Genomic DNA, 16,494 nt, shown 5'->3' on the forward strand with positions numbered 1-16,494 from the left:
CGGGGTCCGCTTGGCATTCCCCACGAGGACCGACGCATGATCCCGCGCTATTCGCGACCCGAAATGGTCGCCATCTGGTCGCCCGAGACCAAGTTCCGCATCTGGTTCGAGATCGAGGCGCATGCCTGCGACGCGCTGGCCGAACTCGGCGTGATCCCGAAGGAAGCCGCGCGGACCATCTGGGAAAAGGGCGGATCGGCCGAGTTCGACGTGGCGCGCATCGACGAGATCGAAGCGGTGACCAAGCACGACGTCATCGCCTTCCTGACGCATCTGGCGGAGTTCATCGGCCCCGATTCGCGCTTCGTCCACCAGGGCATGACCTCGTCGGACGTGCTGGACACGACGCTGAACATCCAGCTGGTCCGCGCCGCCGACCTCCTCTTGTCCGACATGGACCGACTGCTTGCCGCGTTGAAGACGCGCGCCTTCGAGCACAAGGACACGGTGCGCATCGGCCGCTCGCACGGCATTCATGCCGAACCGACGACGATGGGCCTGACCTTCGCGCGCTTCTACGCCGAGATGAACCGAAACCGCGACCGGCTGGTCAATGCGCGCGCCGAAATCGCCACCGGCGCCATTTCGGGCGCCGTCGGCACCTTCGCCAACATCGATCCGCGCGTCGAGGAGCATGTCTGCGAAAGGCTCGGCCTCGTTCCCGAGCCCGTTTCGACCCAGATCATCCCGCGCGACCGCCACGCCATGTTCTTCGCCACCCTCGGCGTCATCGCCTCCTCGATCGAGAACGTCGCGACCGAGATCCGCCACATGCAGCGTACCGAGGTTCTCGAAGCGGAGGAGTTCTTCTCGCCCGGCCAGAAGGGGTCGTCGGCAATGCCGCACAAGCGCAATCCGGTCCTGACCGAAAACCTGACCGGTCTCGCCCGCCTCGTGCGGATGGCGGTGGTGCCGGCGCTGGAAAACGTGACGCTCTGGCACGAGCGCGACATCTCGCATTCGAGCGTCGAGCGCGGGATCGGCCCGGACGCGACGATCACGCTCGACTTCGCCCTGAACCGGCTGGCGGGCGTCATCGAAAAGCTGGTGATCTATCCCGACAACATGCTCAGGAACATGAACAAGTTCCGCGGCCTGGTGCACTCGCAGCGCGTCCTGCTGGCACTGACCCAGGCCGGCGTCTCGCGCGAGGATGCCTACAGGCTGGTGCAGCGCAACGCCATGAAAGTGTGGGAGCACGGCGCGGACTTCCTCGAGGAGCTCCTGGCCGACGACGACGTGCGCGCGGCCCTCTCCGAGCACGACCTGCGCGAAAAATTCGACCTCGGCTACCACACCAAGCACGTCGATACGATCTTTGCCCGGGTCTTCGGCGCCGCCTGAGGCGGAACGCCGCCGTCGGTCGCGAGTTTTGTTCTCACAGGCTTGATCCGGAGACGATGGATGGCAGGACAGGATTTCGGTTTCGACGACGAACCGCGCCGCGGCATCACGCCCTATGTGGTCTGGACGGTCGTCGCCTGTCTGGCGCTCGGCATCTTTCTCTATGCCGACGGCTATTTCGACGAGATCATCGACGACGTCATCGAAAGCGTGAGCGAACCGGCCACCAACGGCTGAGCCGCCGCGCCGCCGCCTGATACGATTCATTCACCTTGTCGGCAGGATGAACGCCGCATGAACGGCGCCCTCAGCCTTTGTTCAAGCTTGCCGTGCCAAAAAACTCACAGACGGTCGAAACCCTTCGGTGTCTAACGCGTTTATTGGCCAAGGAGAACGATGCCATGTTGATCACGATGCTTGCTGCGGCCATGACCATTGCCATGTTGATTGCAACCGCATTCGGGTTCTACGAAGAGTCGCAGCGCGCCCGGCAGGAAGCCCGTGCGAACAACCGCAATCCTTTTGCCAACATGCGCCGCTGACACGTTCGGTTGATCTTCGACCCTAACTGTTTATCTGGGACTGACCTCCCGCACGGAAACGGCCGCTTCTCTGGGCGGCCGTTTTCATTTCGAGACGAAGATGGCGTCGCCCGCTATTCGGCGACTGGCGGTTCGGGGTCAGGCTCGCCCGCGGGCGCATCCGGGGCCTGCTCGACGGCTGCTTCCACGTCCTCTTCCGAGGTCGGCTCGGAGATGCGCTCGACCGAAACGACCTTCTCGCCGTCGCCCGTCCGGAAGATCGTCACGCCCTTGGTGGCGCGGCCGGCGAAGCGGATGCCCTCGATCGGGACGCGGATGACCTTGCCGGCGTCCGTCACCAGCATGATCTGGTCGTCCGTGTTCACCGGGAAGACCGCGACCAGCTTGCCGATCTCGCCGGTCTTCGACGTATCGGTGGCACGGATGCCCTTGCCGCCGCGGCCGATCAGGCGGAAATCGTAGGACGACGACCGCTTTCCATAGCCATATTCGGTCACTGTCAGGACGAACTGCTCGTGCGCCTTCAGGTGCTCGTAGCGCTCGTCGTTGAGGTCGGCCTCTTCACCGACCTCCTCGTTTGTCAGCGCCACGTCCTCGTCGCCCTCGACGCTGTCGGCGGACGCGGCCCGCCGTTCGGCGACGGAGCGCTTCAGGTATGCTGCCCGCTCGGCGGCGGACGCCTCCACATGCTCCAGGATGGTCATGGAGATCGCCCGGTCGCCCTGGCCGAGCGCGATGCCGCGCACGCCCTGCGACGAGCGTCCGGCGAAGACGCGCACGTCCGAAACGGCGAAGCGGATGCATTGGCCGCTGTCGGCCGTCAGCAGCACGTCGTCGTTCTCCGTGCAGGTCTCGACCGCGAGGATGGCGTCGCCCTCCTCGTCGAACTTCATGGCGATCTTGCCGTTGCGCTTCACGTCGGCGAAGTCCGACAGCTTGTTGCGCCGCACGGTGCCGCGGGTGGTCGAGAACATCACGTCGAGCTCGCTCCAGCTCGCCTCGTCCTCCGGAAGCGGCAGGATGGCGGTGATCCGGTCGCCGCTTTCCAGCGGCAGCAGGTTGCGCAGGAACTTGCCCTTCGACTGCGGCGTCCCGATCGGGAGACGCCACACCTTCTCCTTGTAGACGATGCCGCGCGAGGAGAAGAACAGGATCGGCGTGTGCGTGTTGGCGACGAACAGGCGGGTGACGAAGTCCGTATCCTTGGTGGCCATGCCCGAGCGGCCCTTGCCGCCCCGCGCCTGCGCCCGGTAGATCGAGAGCGGCACGCGCTTGATGTAGCCCTCATGCGTGACGGTGACGACCATGTCCTCGCGCTGGATGAGGTCTTCGTCCTCCATGTCGGCGCCGCCGTCGACGATCTCGGTGCGGCGCGGCGTCCCGAATTCGTCGCGCACCGCCGCCAGCTCGTCCTTGACGATCTTCTGGATGCGGGCGCGCGAACCCAGAATGTCCAGGTAGTCGCGGATTTCCTCGCCGATCTTGTTCAGCTCGTCGGCGATCTCGTCGCGGCCGAGCGCGGTCAGCCGCTGCAGGCGCAGTTCGAGGATCGCCCGGGCCTGTTCTTCCGAAAGGTTGTAGGTGCCGTCTTCGTTGATCCGGTGGCGCGGATCGTCGATCAGGCGGATCAGCGCCTCGACGTCGGCCGCCGGCCAGCGCCGCTCCATCAGCTGCTCGCGCGCGGTCTGCGGATCCGGCGCGCTGCGGATGAGCTTGATCACCTCGTCGATGTTGGCGACCGCGATGGCGAGACCGACGAGCACGTGGGCGCGCTCGCGGGACTTTTTCAGCAGGTACTTCGTACGACGGCTGACGACCTCTTCGCGGAAGTAGACGAAGGCCTTCAGGATGTCGACGAGGTTCATCAGCTCCGGCTTGCCGCCGTTCAGCGCCACCATGTTTGCGCCGAACGAGGTCTGCAGCGGCGTGTAGCGATAGAGCTGGTTCAGCACGACTTCCGCATTGGCGTCGCGCTTCAGCTCGATCACCACCCGGTAGCCCTGGCGGTCGCTCTCGTCGCGGATGTCGGAGATGCCCTCGATGCGCTTGTCGCGCACGAGCTCGGCCATCTTCTCGATCATCGTCGCCTTGTTCACCTGGAACGGCACTTCGGTGATGATGATCGCCTCGCGGTCGCCGCGCATCGGCTCGATGTCGACCTTGCCGCGCATCATCACCGAGCCGCGGCCGGTCATGTAGGCGCTGTAGATTCCGGCCCGGCCAAGGATCAGCCCGCCCGTCGGGAAGTCCGGCCCCGGAATGATCTCCATCAGCGCAGGCAGGTCGATCGCCGGATTGTCGACGATGGCGATCGCGGCATTCACCACCTCGACGAGGTTGTGCGGGGGAATGTTGGTCGCCATGCCGACCGCGATGCCGCCGGATCCGTTGACGAGCAGGTTCGGATAGCGCGCCGGCAGGACCTTGGGCTCGCTCGACGAGCCGTCGTAATTGTCCTGGAAATCGACCGTCTCCTTGTCGATGTCCTCCAGGATCTCATGCGCGCCCTTGGTGAGGCGCGCTTCGGTGTAGCGCATGGCCGCGGGCGGATCGCCATCGATCGAGCCGAAATTGCCCTGCCCGTCGATCAGCGGCAGCCGCATCGACCAGTTCTGCGCCATGCGCACAAGGGCGTCGTAGATCGAGGCGTCGCCATGCGGGTGGTACTTACCCATCACGTCCGAGACCGGACGCGCCGACTTCACGTGCTTGCGGTTCCAGTGGTAGCCGCTCTCGTGCGACGCGTAGAGGATGCGTCGATGCACCGGCTTCAGCCCGTCGCGGACATCGGGCAAGGCTCGGCTGACGATCACGCTCATCGCGTAGTCGAGATACGAGCGCTGCATCTCCTCTATGATGGAGATCGGCTCGATGCCGTTCGAGCCTCCGGACGGCGGATTGGTGAGATCAGACAAATTGGGCCACGTTGGTCGCTGGAATCAATGGCCTCTTATATAGGAAGCCGCCGCGATTCTCCAATTCGGCGCGTCATTTCCGTGACGATGATAGCCGTTTTGAATCAACGGCTTGGAACGGGCCTCCCAAGTTCCTTGGGAAAGATTCGGCCAGAATCGGGCAAAGCGCGCCGCGCCGCCCCCCGATCTTCCCTCGCAGGTTGCGCCGGTCTATCGTGAACGGCGGTTGCCGCACGGCGGCGGCCCGAGCGGGAGAGGTGCCATGGAACGGCCCCGGACGGCCTTCGACGCCTATCTCGACGAAGCCGGCAAAGGCCGCGAATCGGCATGGCGCACGGTCCTTTCGCTGGTGATGATCGTCATCCTCCTCGCCTGCGTGCTCGTCGTCCTCGGCGGCCTGGTGTTCGCCGGCCTCATCCCCGATCCTGGAGACGATCTCGACACGGCCACGGGCATGGTGGTGACGCTCGTCATCGTTGCCTCGCTCTTGCCAGCCACGGCGCTCGCGGTGCGCGTGGTCCACCGCCGCGCAGCGTCGGGCGTGCTCGGCGCCAGCGGCGAGCTGCCGCTCCCGCTGTTCGGCCGCGCCGCCCTGGTCATGGCCGGCGTGATCCTGGCCACGGCGGCCCTCGGCCTCGCGCTCGATCCGCGTATCGCGCGCGGTCCGATGAAGCTGACGACGTGGCTCCTGACGCTGCCGCCGGTGGCGCTGCTGGTCCTGCTGCAGGTGACGGCCGAGGAATACCTGTTCCGCGGCTATCTGGTCCAGGTGCTGGCGCGGCGTTTCCGCAGCCCGGTGGTCTGGTGCGGGCTGCCCGCCGCGATCTTCACCCTGCTGCACTGGAACGACCAGCTCGGCGGGGCCATGAATGCGGCGGTGCTGGTGTCGATCGGCGCCTTTGCCCTCGCCGCCACCACGCTGGTGGTCAGGACCGGCAGCCTCGCCGCCGCCATCGGCATGCATTTCGCCAACAACATGGCGGCGCTGGTCTTCGTCTCGGCCTCCACCGCCACCGACGCGCTGGCGCTCTTCCGGCTGCCGCCGATCGAGAGCCCGGAATGGACGGCGTCGGATGCCGTCCTGCTCGCCGCCCTCCAGGTCGCGTCCATGGCCGCGGTCAGCTTCCTGTTGCTCCATGCGCGTTCGCCGTTCAAGATGGAGCGGCGCGATGCTGTCGACGGGTCCCCCGTCGTTCCGGCGCCGGAGCGCTGAGAGGGTTCCGTGCCGAGCTTCGATCTCGTCTTCAACGCCTTCGTCACCATCCTGGTGACCATCGACCCGCCGGGTCTCGCGCCGCTGTTCCTCGTCCTGACACGCGGCATGGACCGCGCCCAGCGCCAGCAGGTCGGCCTGCGCGCGTCGATCATCGGGCTCATGGTATTGGCCTTGTTTGCGGTCGCCGGCGCGGCGATCCTGTCGGTGTTCGGCATCACCCTCCCCGCCTTCCGTGTCGCGGGCGGGCTGCTCCTGTTCTTCATCGCCTTCGAGATGATTTTCGAGCGTCGCTCCGAACGCAAGGAAAAGACGGCCGACGTCGCGATCACGCGCGACCACATCCACAACATCGCCGCCTTCCCGCTGGCGATTCCGCTGATCGCGGGACCGGGCGCCATCTCCGCCACCGTGCTTCTCTCCGGGTCATTCGCCGGCGCGGCGGGAACCGGCATCCTCCTTGCGGTGATCGCGACGGCCATCGCCATCACCTATCTGGTCTTCCTGCTGGCCGAACGCGTCGACCGCTATCTCGGCCAGACCGGACGGTCCATCCTGACGCGGCTTCTGGGCGTCATCCTGGCCGCGCTGGCGGTGCAGTTCGTCGCCGACGGCATCAAGGCGCTCGCCGCCGCCTGACGCCAAGGCGCCATGCGGTGACGTTGCCGCCCCATGGCGCCGCGCGGCTTGAAAATGGCGCCCGGCCGTGCGCGTCAGTCTCGCGACTGGCGGTCCCGGGGCGGTTTGCCGGCGACGCTGGCCGTGTCGTGCGACACCGGATCGCTGGCCGGAAACGTGTCTTCGAGCCCTTCCTGAAGTTCCTCGTCGGGATCCGGCCGCGCCGAGCCCTCCTTCGCACGCTCCTTGCGGAAGGCTTCCGCGGCCTCGGAGGTTCGCGCCTGCTCGGTTCCGGCTGGTTTCGTGGACATGTTGGTCTCCCTCATCGACTGCGGATCAGTCGCAGGGAAACGTTGCCGGTGCGGGCTGGTTCCAGGAGACCCCGCCGCGCGGTCGCACGCTCCCGCCCGAAGCAGGTCCGGTGGATCGCGCAGCGCCGGCTCAGACGGTCAGGAACTTGCGCACCTGCGGATCGTCGAGATCCTCCGCGGGGCCGCAATGGACGATCTGGCCCCGGTCCATGATGTTCACCTCGTCGGCGAGTTCGCGGCAGAAATCGAGATACTGCTCCACCAGCAGGATCGCGATGCCGGCGGTGTCGCGCAGGAAGCGGATCGCGCGGCCGATGTCCTTGATGATCGACGGCTGGATGCCCTCGGTCGGCTCGTCGAGCACCAGGAGCTTGGGCCGCATCACCAGGGCGCGGCCGATGGCCAGCTGCTGCTGCTGGCCGCCCGACAGGTCGCCGCCGCGCCGCGACAGCATGCTTTTCAAGACCGGAAACAGCTCGAACACGTGTTCGGGAATGTGACGATCCGCCCGCTTCAGCGGCGCGAAGCCGGTCTCCAGGTTCTCCTTCACCGACAGCAGCGGGAAGATTTCCCGCCCCTGCGGCACGAATGCGATGCCCGACCGGGCGCGATCGTACGCCGCGCTCCGGTCGAGCGCCTTCCCCTCGAAGGCTATTTCTCCGCTCGTCAGCCGGTGATGGCCGACGATCGCTCTCATCAGGCTGGTCTTGCCCACGCCGTTGCGGCCGAGCACGCAGGTGATCCTGGCCTCCCCCGCGGTCAGCGAGACGCCGCGCAGCGCCTGTGCCGCGCCATAGTGGAGTGTCGCATCCTTGACCGTCAGCATGCGCTCATCTCCCCAGATAGACTTCGATGACGCGGTCGTCGGCCGAAACGTGGTCGAGCGTGCCTTCCGAGAGCACGGCGCCCTCGTGCAGGCAGGTGACCTTGACGCCGAGTTCGCGCACGAAATGCATGTCGTGCTCGACCACGACCACCGAATGGGTCTTCGCGATGTCCTTCAGCAGCCGCGCGGTCTCCTCGGTCTCGGCATCGGTCATGCCGGCGACCGGCTCGTCGACGAGGAGAAGCTTGGGATCCTGCGCCAGCAGCATGCCGATCTCCAGCCATTGCTTCTGGCCGTGGCTGAGATTGGCAGCCAGGTCGTTGCGCCGCGCCTCGAGCCGGATCGTGGCGAGGATCTCGTCGATGTGCTCGCTCTCGGCCTTGCTGCGCCGGTGAAACAGCGCCGGGAAGATCGATCGCGGCCCGGCCAGCGCCAGGACGAGATTGTCTTCGACCGTGTGGCTTTCGAAGACGGTGGGCTTCTGGAACTTGCGGCCGATGCCCATCATCGCGATGTCGGCCTCGTCGTGCTTGGTCAGGTCGATCGTCCCGTCGAAATAGACCTCGCCGGCGTCGGGCCGGGTCTTGCCGGTGATGATGTCCATCATCGTCGTCTTGCCTGCGCCGTTCGGCCCGATGATGGCACGCATCTCGCCCCGGTCGAGCACCAGCGACAGGTTGTTGATCGCCCGGAAGCCGTCGAAGGACACCGACACGCCGTCCAGGTAGAGAATGGTTCCGCTCTTCGACATCGGGCTACTCCGCCGGCTGCGGTGCGGGACCGCCGGAAAGCCCTGGTGAAGGCGCCCGCGGCGTCTCCTCCACGCGCACCGGGCGTCCCGTGGCCGGATCGACGGGCGGCGGGGCCGCGTCCTCCTCGGCTTTCGTCCGGGCGCGTTCGGCCGCGTCGCGGCGCGAGGCGCGCCAGCTGTCCCAGGTTCCGATGATGCCCTTCGGCAGGAACAGCGTTACGGCGATGAACAGCCCGCCGAGCGCAAACAGCCAGTATTCCGGCAGGATGCCTGTGAACCAGCTCTTGCCGCCATTGACCAGCAGCGCGCCGATGATCGGACCCACCAGCGTGCCGCGTCCGCCGACGGCGGTCCACACCACCACCTCGATCGAGTTCGCCGGCGCGAATTCGCCGGGGTTGATGATGCCGACCTGCGGCACGTAGAGCGCGCCCGCGATGCCCGCCATCACCGCCGAGATGGTGAAGGCGAAGACCTTGATGTTCTCCGGGCGCCAGCCGATGAAGCGGGTGCGGCTTTCGGCGTCGCGCACCGCGACCATCAGCATGCCGTACTTCGATCGGGTAATCGCCGAGGTGATCAACAGCGCCAGCGCCAGCGCCAGGGCGCTGGCCGCAAACAGGCCGGCGCGGGTCTCGGGCGCCTGCACGTTGAAGCCCAGGATGTCCTTGAAATCGGTCAGCCCGTTATTGCCGCCAAAGCCCATGTCGTTGCGGAAGAAGGCAAGCAGCAGCGCATAGGTCAAGGCCTGCGTGATGATCGACAGATAGACCCCGGTGACGCGGCTGCGGAAGGCAAACCAGCCGAACACGAAGGCCAGCGCGCCCGGCGCCAGCACGATCATGATGGCGGCGAACCAGAACTGGTCGAAGCCGTACCAGAACCAGGGCAGTTCCTTCCAGTTGAGGAACACCATGAAGTCGGGGAGGATCGGATTGCCGTAGACCCCGCGGTCGCCGATCTGCCGCATCAGGTACATGCCCATCGCATAGCCGCCGAGCGCGAAGAAGGCGCCGTGGCCGAGCGAGAGGATGCCGCAATAGCCCCACACGAGGTCGAGCGCGAGCGCCAGCAGCGCATAGGTCAGGTACTTGCCGACCAGCGCGACCATGTAGGCCGGCACGTGGAACGGGCTCGACGGCGGCAGCGCGAGATGCAGCACCGGCACCAGCACGGCGACGGCGGCCAGCACCAGGGCGGTGACCAGGACGCGGCGATTGGAGCCGCCCGTGAACAGGCGCTGGGTGATCATGCCTCGACAGACCTTCCCTTGAGGGCGAACAGACCGCGCGGGCGCTTCTGGATGAACAGGATGATGAGCACCAGCACCAGGATCTTGCCGAGCACCGCCCCCGCATAGGGTTCGAGGAACTTGTTGACGATGCCGAGCGAGAAGGCGCCGACCAGCGTGCCCCACAGGTTGCCGACGCCGCCGAACACGACCACCATGAAACTGTCGATGATGTAGCCCTGGCCGAGATTGGGCGAGACGTTGTCGATCTGCGACAGCGCCACGCCGGCGATCCCGGCGATGCCGGAGCCGAGCGCGAAGGTGAAGGCGTCGACCCACGGGGTGCGGATGCCCATCGACGAGGCCATGCGCCGGTTCGCCGTCACGGCACGCATCTGCAGGCCCCAGGCCGTGCGCTTGAAGATGTAGAGCAGCAGGCCGAACACGGCGAGCGCGAAGACCACGATCCAGAGCCGGTTCCAGGTCAGCGCCAGCTGCCCGATCTGGAACCCGCCCGACATCCACGACGGGTTGCCGACTTCCTGGTTGGTCGGCCCGAAGATCGTGCGAACCGCCTGCTGCAGGATCAGCGAGACGCCCCAGGTGGCGAGCAGCGTCTCGAGCGGACGGCCGTAGAGGAAGCGGATGACGCCGCGCTCCAGCGCCAGCCCGACCGCGCCGGCGACGAGGAAGGCGAGCGGCAGCGCGATGGTCAGCGACCAGTCGAACAGCCCGGGGAAGGAACTGCGGATCACCGACTGCACGACGAAGGTGGTGTAGGCGCCGATCATCACCATCTCGCCATGCGCCATGTTGATGACGCCCATGACCCCGAAGGTGATCGCCAGGCCGATGGCGGCGAGCAGCAGCACCGAACCGAGCGAGATGCCGTACCAGATGTTCTGCCCGATGTCCCAAAGCGCCAGCGACTTGCCGATGGTGTCGATCGCCCGCTGCGCCGCCGCCTGAAGGTCGCCCTGCGACCGCGCGGCAAAGCCCGTCAGCAGCGACAGCGTCTCGCGGTCGCCCCGCTGGCCGAGCAAGGCGATGGCATCGAACTTGGCGGCGTCGGGGGCGTCCGAGACGAGAATGGTGGAGGCGCGGGCGGCCTCCAGCGAGATCTTCACGCTGGTGACCGTCTCGGCCGCGATGGCGGCGTCGAGCGCTTCGAGGTTGGCGGCATCGGGTGCGATGAACATGGTGCGCGCGGCGGCGAGCCGGACCACCGGATCCGGCGAGGCGAGCGTCAGGCCGGAGATCACGTCCCGGATCGTCCGGCGAAGCGAATTGTTGACCTTGACCTTGGTGAAGTCGCCTTTCGGCGCCTCGCCCGCGGCCTCCCCGGTCAGGGGATCGAACAGCGTGGCCGTCTGGCCGCGCTCCGGCGCGATGAAGACCTGCCGGTCGGATTTGCGGAAGCTCAGATTGCCGTCCGACAGCGCCGAAAGCGGGCGCTCCACCCGCACGTCGCCGGTCGCCGCCAGGTCACGGACGATTTCCTCGGTCTCGCGGAAATTCTTGCTGTCGGCGAAGCGGGCGATGGTGGCCCGGATCGCTTCGTCGTCGACCTGCGCGGACGCGGCGCCGGACAGGGCGAGGCCGACCAGGACGAACAGGACGCGCAGGACGGTCATGGGCACGACGGACCTTTTCGATGGGATTGTGGAAGGCTTCCGGGCGGACGGGAGGAGGTGTCCGCCCGGAAGCGACGCGATCGGATCAGCGGCGCGAGCCGGCGATCAGTTCACGCCCTTGCCGCCGCACTTGCCGGTGGCGACGTTGAAGTTGCCGCAGGACATCGGAGCCCGCCAGTCGGCGATCAGGTCCTTGGAGTCCGGCAGGTAGTCCGACCACTCGTCGCCCACCACGAGGCCGGTGGTCTCCCACACGGTCTCCATCTGGCCGTCGGCCTGGATCTCGCCGATCAGCACGGGCTTGGTGATGTGGTGGTTCGGCATCATCGCCGAGTAGCCGCCGGTGAGGTTCGGCACCGACACGCCGATCATCGCGTCGATCACGGCGTCGCTGTCGGTGGTACCGGCCTTTTCGACCGCCTTCACCCACATGTTGAAGCCGATGTAATGGGCTTCCATCGGGTCGTTGGTCACGCGGTCGGGATTCTTGGTGAATTCCTTCCACGCGGCGATGAACTCGGCGTTTTCCGGCGTGTCGACCGACTGGAAATAGTTCCAGGCCGTCAGGTGACCGACGAGCGGAGCGGTATCGAGGCCGGCGAGTTCTTCCTCACCCACCGAGAAGGCCACAACCGGGATGTCCTCGGCCTTGACGCCCTGGTTGCCCAGTTCCTTGTAGAACGGCACGTTGGCGTCGCCGTTGATGGTGGAGACGACGGCCGTCTTCTTGCCGGCCGAGCCGAAGGTCTTGATGTCGGACACGATCGTCTGCCAGTCGGAATGACCGAACGGCGTGTAGTTGATCATGATGTCCTCGGCGGCCACGCCCTTCGATTCCAGGTAGGCCTCGAGGATCTTGTTGGTGGTGCGCGGATAGACATAGTCGGTGCCGGCAAGCACCCAGCGCTCCACGCCTTCCTCGTTCATCAGGTAGTCGACGGCCGGGATCGCCTGCTGGTTGGGCGCGGCGCCGGTGTAGAACACGTTGCGCTGGCTTTCCTCGCCCTCGTACTGGACGGGGTAGAACAGGATCGAGTTCAGCTCCTCGAAGACCGGCAGGACCGACTTGCGGGACACCGAGGTCCAGCAGCCGAACACGGCCGACACGCCGTTGACGGAGATCAGCTCGCGCGCCTTTTCGGCAAACAGCGGCCAGTCCGACGCCGGGTCGACGACGACGGCCTCGAGCTTCTTGCCCAGAAGGCCGCCCTTGGCGTTCTGCTGCTCGACGAGCATCAGCATGACGTCCTTCAGCGTCGTCTCCGAAATTGCCATCGTCCCCGAAAGCGAGTGCAGGATGCCCACCTTGATGGTGTCCTCCTGGGCGGTGGCGGCGCCGGCCATCATCAGGCCGGCAAGAGCGGCCCCCGAGACCCGCTTCGCCAGTGTTGCGATCATTCCCCTCATATTTAAACCTCCGATAAGGGTTCGTGTTGCACCGCACTAGACAATGCAACGGCTGTGCCAAACCCCATGGAGCCGTCATGAAAATACTCAAACCCATGAAAACAATGGGCCCGCCCGCACAGTCCCTGACCATGGAAGCACCTGGCGCGCGCCGGTTAAGTCTTTCTTGAGACTTCTTTGCGCAACACGTCGCAACGGCTGATCGAAAATTAGGCAGAACGCCCTTGAAGCCTATTTTCTCGCCACATGCCGCGCCGGGAGGCGTCTGGCTGCGCTCGTTCGGGGCCAGGCCTGCGGGCCGGGGTTTCGCCGCCTAGGCTTCGCCGTCGAGCATGTCCTTGACGACCGTCGCCAGCTGCTTGAGCGAAAAAGGCTTGGGCAGGAACCCGAACTTGGCGTCGGCAGGCAGGTTCTTGGCGAAGGCGTCCTCGGCATAGCCGGACACGAAGACGAACTTCACATCGGGCTGGCGCTTGCGCAGCTCCACCAAGAGCGTCGGCCCGTCCATCTCCGGCATGACCACGTCCGACACCACGATGTCGATGGCGCCGTCCAGTTCGTCGAAGATCTCCAGCGCCTCGACGCCCGAGGAGGCCTCGTGAACGGTATAGCCGCGCGAGCGCAGCGCGCGCACGCCGCCCATGCGCACCGCGTCCTCGTCCTCGACGAGCAGCACCGTCGCCGAGCCCGACAGGTCCTTCTGGGCTTCCGGCTGCTTGGCGGCCTGGGACGCGGCGGCCTCGGTCCGCGCGGCTTCCGCGACCTGCTTCTCGTCGGGCACGTGGCGCGGCAGGAAGATGCGGAAGGTCGTCCCCACGCCCACCTGGGAGTCGCAGAAGATGAAGCCGCCGGTCTGCTTGATGATGCCGTAGACCATCGACAGGCCGAGACCGGTGCCCTTGCCCACTTCCTTGGTCGTGAAGAAGGGCTCGAAGATCTTCTTCAGCACGTCCGGCGCGATGCCCGTGCCGGTATCCTCGACGTCGACCTGCACGTAGTCGCCGGGCGTCAGCTCGCGATAGCCGAACTCGGCGCACTGATCGGCGGACACGTTCTTGGTGCGCACGATGAGATCGCCCCCGCCGGGCATCGCGTCGCGCGCATTGACGGTGAGGTTGACGATGACCTGCTCGAACTGGCCGAGATCGACCTTCACCGGCCAGATGTCGCGGCCGTGGTCGATGCGCAGGCGCATGTCGTTGCCGGCGAGGCGGGTGAGCAGCATGCGCAGGTCGGCCAGCACGTCCGTCAGGTTGAGCACTTCCGGCCGCAGCGTCTGCCGCCGCGAGAACGCCAGCAGCTGGCGCACCAGCGACGCGGCGCGGTTGGCGTTCTGCTTGATGTTCATGATGTCGGCGAAGGACGGGTCGGACGGGCGGTGGCTGGCCAGAAGCAGGTCCGACGCCATGATGATGGCCGTCAGCACGTTGTTGAAATCATGCGCGATGCCACCGGCGAGCTGCCCCACCGCCTGCATCTTCTGGCCTTGCGCCATCTGCGCCTCGAGCGCCTTCTGCTCGGTCGTGTCGACGGCATAGACGATTGCCGCTTCCTCGGCGCTCTCGCCTTCGTTGGCGTCGGCGACGGCGCTGACGTAGAAGCGGATGTGCCGCTCCTCGTCGGTCGGGAGGATGGTGTCGATCGGCGCGATGTCGGCCTGGTGCTGCTTGGCCTTTTCCAGCGCGGCGGCGAAGCCTGGCCGGTCGCGTTCGTGGATCACCGTGTCGAGGCGCGCCCGGCGGTCGACCGCGTCACGATCGACGACCGACGAGAACAGCGACAGGAAGGGCGCGTTCGTGCGCAGGATGCGGCCGGCGCCGTCGATCCCGGCGATCGCCATCGGCGTGGAATTGAAGAAGCGCGTGAACCGCACTTCCGAAGCGCGCAGGTCGGCGGAGGCATCCTCGCCCTGCGCCCGGTTGAGGACGATGGTCCGGGTCGGCCCCGGAGCGCCCTCGCGGCTGGCGGTGGCGCGATGCATGAAGCGCACCGGCAGCGCCTCGCCCTTCACCGTCGACAGGTCGAGATCGATCACCGCGTTGCGGGTGGCGCCCGGATCGGCCTTCACCGAGCGGATCAGCGCCATGCCGTCGCCCGCGACGATCGCAGACAGCCCGACAGACCCCGGCGTGAAGCTGGCGAGATCGATGCCGAGCCATTCGGCCAGCGTCGCGTTGAGATAGGTGATGCGGCCGGCCGAATCGGCAGAGAAGAAGCCGGCCGGCGCATGGTCCAGATGATCGATCGCCTGCTGGAGATCGAGGAAGAAGCGCTCCTGCTCGGCGCGCTCGCCCGAAATGTCGGCGATCTGCCAGGCCAGCAGCGGCTGGCGCTGGCCGATGGCGCGGAAGCTTCGCGCCCGCACCCGGTACCAGTGCGCACCCGGCTCGGAACCGGGGCGAATCGACTGGGAGACGCGGAACTCGCCTTCGCCGCTGCGACCGTCGCGCAGGCCGAGCGCCAGGCGCTCGACCGTGGGCGAGGCCTCGATGTTGTCGGCGAGCTGGACCTGGAGCGTGCGCACGTCCGCGCCCGACGTCGCGCCGGTCAGGTGCGCATAGGCCTGGTTGGCATAGAGCACGCGCCCGCGCATGTCCGACACCACCAGCCCCTGCCCCATCGTGTCGATGAAGGCCTTGGCCAGTTCGTCACCGGAGGAACGCGGCGCCACCTGCACGAAGCCGATGGCCGAGGCGAACAGATAGCCCACGCCGATCATCGCGAGGATGCCGAGAAGGCCGAGCAGGAAGGGATCGCCGAGCTGGTCGCGCATCAGCGCGAACACGAAGGCGGCGCAGACGAGCACCACGATGAAGACGATCAGTCGAGCGATCGTTCCTGGACGCGAGTTCTGGTCGACGATGGGCGTCGGATAGAATTCGCCTTCGCCGTTCGCCGCCATCCGTCGCGTGTCCTGCCCGAATCCTGATCATGCCGCCCAGCGCCGGTATGAATCACATAATGACTGGATGCGAAAGCCCATCGGGTCCATTCTTGCCGGCCATCCCGCCCGCAGGCTGCGTTCGCGATCGTCGGGCGACCGCTGGTTGGGCGGACGGTCATAATTCTCACGAGGTCGCGTGCTCAATTGCTTGCGGCGCGGCAATTGGCGTGTCAATCGTGTCGCGGCACTGCAAAGGAGAGTTTGATGACCGGCTTGCTGGATGGCTTGATTGATTCGCGGCTGGTTCCGGCGGTCACCTGGCTCATCATCGGCGTGATCGCGCTGATCGTCGTCTACACCGCATACCGGATCGTCCGCATGCTGACCGCGGGCACCTACATCGCCGGTGGACGCGGTCGCCGGACGAGGCTGGCCGTCCTGGATGCAGCGGCCGTCGACGAGCGCAGGCGGCTGGTTCTGGTTCGTCGCGACGATGTCGAGCATCTCATCCTGATCGGAGGGCCGACCGACGTCGTCGTCGAGCCGAACATCCGACTCGGTGTTCGCCCCAGCGCCGATCACGACGTCCGCGCCGCGCAGCGCCCGACGCGTCCGGTCGCCGCCGATCCCGAGGAAGCACTCGATTCCTATGATCACGGCGATCAGGCGCTTCAGCCGCACCCCTTGCCGTCCGCTCCGCCGCGCCAGCCCCGCCAGCCGGAGCGCAGGGTCGAGCGCAAGCCGGCCCCGCGGCCGCCGTCACGGCCGATCCACGTCGATCACGCGCCGGTGCACCAGCAGGCCTACGCCGAGCCGGC

The 16,494-nt window shown here is 66.6% G+C and carries 14 protein-coding genes; 6 read left to right on the forward strand and 8 right to left on the reverse strand.

Features of this window, described 5'->3' with window-relative positions:
• Positions 1-36 precede the first annotated feature (36 nt).
• The 3 genes from purB (at position 37) to EJC49_RS25630 (ending at position 1,886) form a co-directional block, all read left to right on the forward strand.
• On the forward strand, positions 37-1,344 hold the full coding sequence (purB, locus tag EJC49_RS11190) for an adenylosuccinate lyase (RefSeq protein ID WP_126700014.1): 1,308 nt from the start codon (positions 37-39) through the stop codon (positions 1,342-1,344).
• Positions 1,345-1,404: 60 nt separating this feature from the next.
• Positions 1,405-1,581 (forward strand): hypothetical protein, encoded by a 177-nt coding sequence (locus EJC49_RS25625; protein ID WP_170314681.1) that lies wholly within the window; start codon positions 1,405-1,407, stop codon positions 1,579-1,581.
• A 164-nt stretch (positions 1,582-1,745) separates the two neighbouring features.
• Positions 1,746-1,886, forward strand: a complete 141-nt coding sequence (locus EJC49_RS25630) for a hypothetical protein (protein WP_170314682.1) — start codon at positions 1,746-1,748, stop codon at positions 1,884-1,886.
• A 113-nt stretch (positions 1,887-1,999) separates the two neighbouring features.
• On the opposite strand, the gene gyrA is transcribed toward EJC49_RS25630, so the two are convergent.
• Positions 2,000-4,801 (reverse strand): DNA gyrase subunit A, encoded by a 2,802-nt coding sequence (gene gyrA / locus EJC49_RS11195; protein ID WP_245453367.1) that lies wholly within the window; start codon positions 4,799-4,801, stop codon positions 2,000-2,002.
• Between the two features lie 262 nt (positions 4,802-5,063).
• On the opposite strand from gyrA, the gene EJC49_RS11200 reads away from it, so the two are divergent.
• Both EJC49_RS11200 and EJC49_RS11205 read left to right on the forward strand, forming a co-directional pair.
• Entirely contained in the window at positions 5,064-6,014 is a 951-nt protein-coding gene (locus EJC49_RS11200; protein WP_126700015.1) for a CPBP family intramembrane glutamic endopeptidase, read from the forward strand.
• 9 nt (positions 6,015-6,023) lie between these two features.
• The gene (locus tag EJC49_RS11205) at positions 6,024-6,653 is read left to right on the forward strand and encodes a MarC family protein (RefSeq protein ID WP_126700016.1); all 630 of its coding nucleotides are present in this window, start codon (positions 6,024-6,026) and stop codon (positions 6,651-6,653) included.
• A gap of 74 nt (positions 6,654-6,727) precedes the next feature.
• Here EJC49_RS11205 and EJC49_RS11210 read toward each other — a convergent pair whose 3' ends face one another.
• From EJC49_RS11210 to cckA, 7 genes are all read right to left on the reverse strand, one after another.
• Entirely contained in the window at positions 6,728-6,943 is a 216-nt protein-coding gene (locus tag EJC49_RS11210; RefSeq protein WP_126700017.1) for a hypothetical protein, read from the reverse strand.
• A gap of 130 nt (positions 6,944-7,073) precedes the next feature.
• Positions 7,074-7,769 (reverse strand): urea ABC transporter ATP-binding subunit UrtE, encoded by a 696-nt coding sequence (gene urtE, locus EJC49_RS11215; RefSeq protein ID WP_126700018.1) that lies wholly within the window; start codon positions 7,767-7,769, stop codon positions 7,074-7,076.
• Positions 7,770-7,773: 4 nt separating this feature from the next.
• On the reverse strand, positions 7,774-8,520 hold the full coding sequence (gene urtD, locus EJC49_RS11220) for an urea ABC transporter ATP-binding protein UrtD (protein WP_126700019.1): 747 nt from the start codon (positions 8,518-8,520) through the stop codon (positions 7,774-7,776).
• 4 nt (positions 8,521-8,524) lie between these two features.
• Complete coding sequence (urtC, locus tag EJC49_RS11225) at positions 8,525-9,772, reverse strand: urea ABC transporter permease subunit UrtC (protein ID WP_126700020.1); 1,248 nt, start codon at positions 9,770-9,772, stop codon at positions 8,525-8,527.
• Positions 9,769-11,385: an urea ABC transporter permease subunit UrtB gene (gene urtB / locus EJC49_RS11230; RefSeq protein WP_126700026.1), complete on the reverse strand. Its 1,617-nt coding sequence runs from the start codon at positions 11,383-11,385 to the stop codon at positions 9,769-9,771. Before urtB ends, urtC begins: the two co-directional genes overlap by 4 nt.
• A 105-nt stretch (positions 11,386-11,490) precedes the next feature.
• Positions 11,491-12,792: an urea ABC transporter substrate-binding protein gene (urtA, locus tag EJC49_RS11235; RefSeq protein ID WP_210211790.1), complete on the reverse strand. Its 1,302-nt coding sequence runs from the start codon at positions 12,790-12,792 to the stop codon at positions 11,491-11,493.
• Between the two features lie 313 nt (positions 12,793-13,105).
• Positions 13,106-15,694, reverse strand: coding sequence for a cell cycle histidine kinase CckA (gene cckA, locus EJC49_RS11240; protein WP_126700021.1), 2,589 nt, complete (start codon positions 15,692-15,694; stop codon positions 13,106-13,108).
• Positions 15,695-15,940: 246 nt separating this feature from the next.
• Here cckA and EJC49_RS11245 point away from each other — a divergent pair.
• Positions 15,941-16,494 (forward strand): flagellar biosynthetic protein FliO (locus tag EJC49_RS11245; RefSeq protein ID WP_126700022.1); only part of this gene is annotated, 554 nt, incomplete at its 3' end.

The organism is Aquibium carbonis, assembly GCF_003970795.1.
Lineage (GTDB): Bacteria > Pseudomonadota > Alphaproteobacteria > Rhizobiales > Rhizobiaceae > Aquibium > Aquibium carbonis.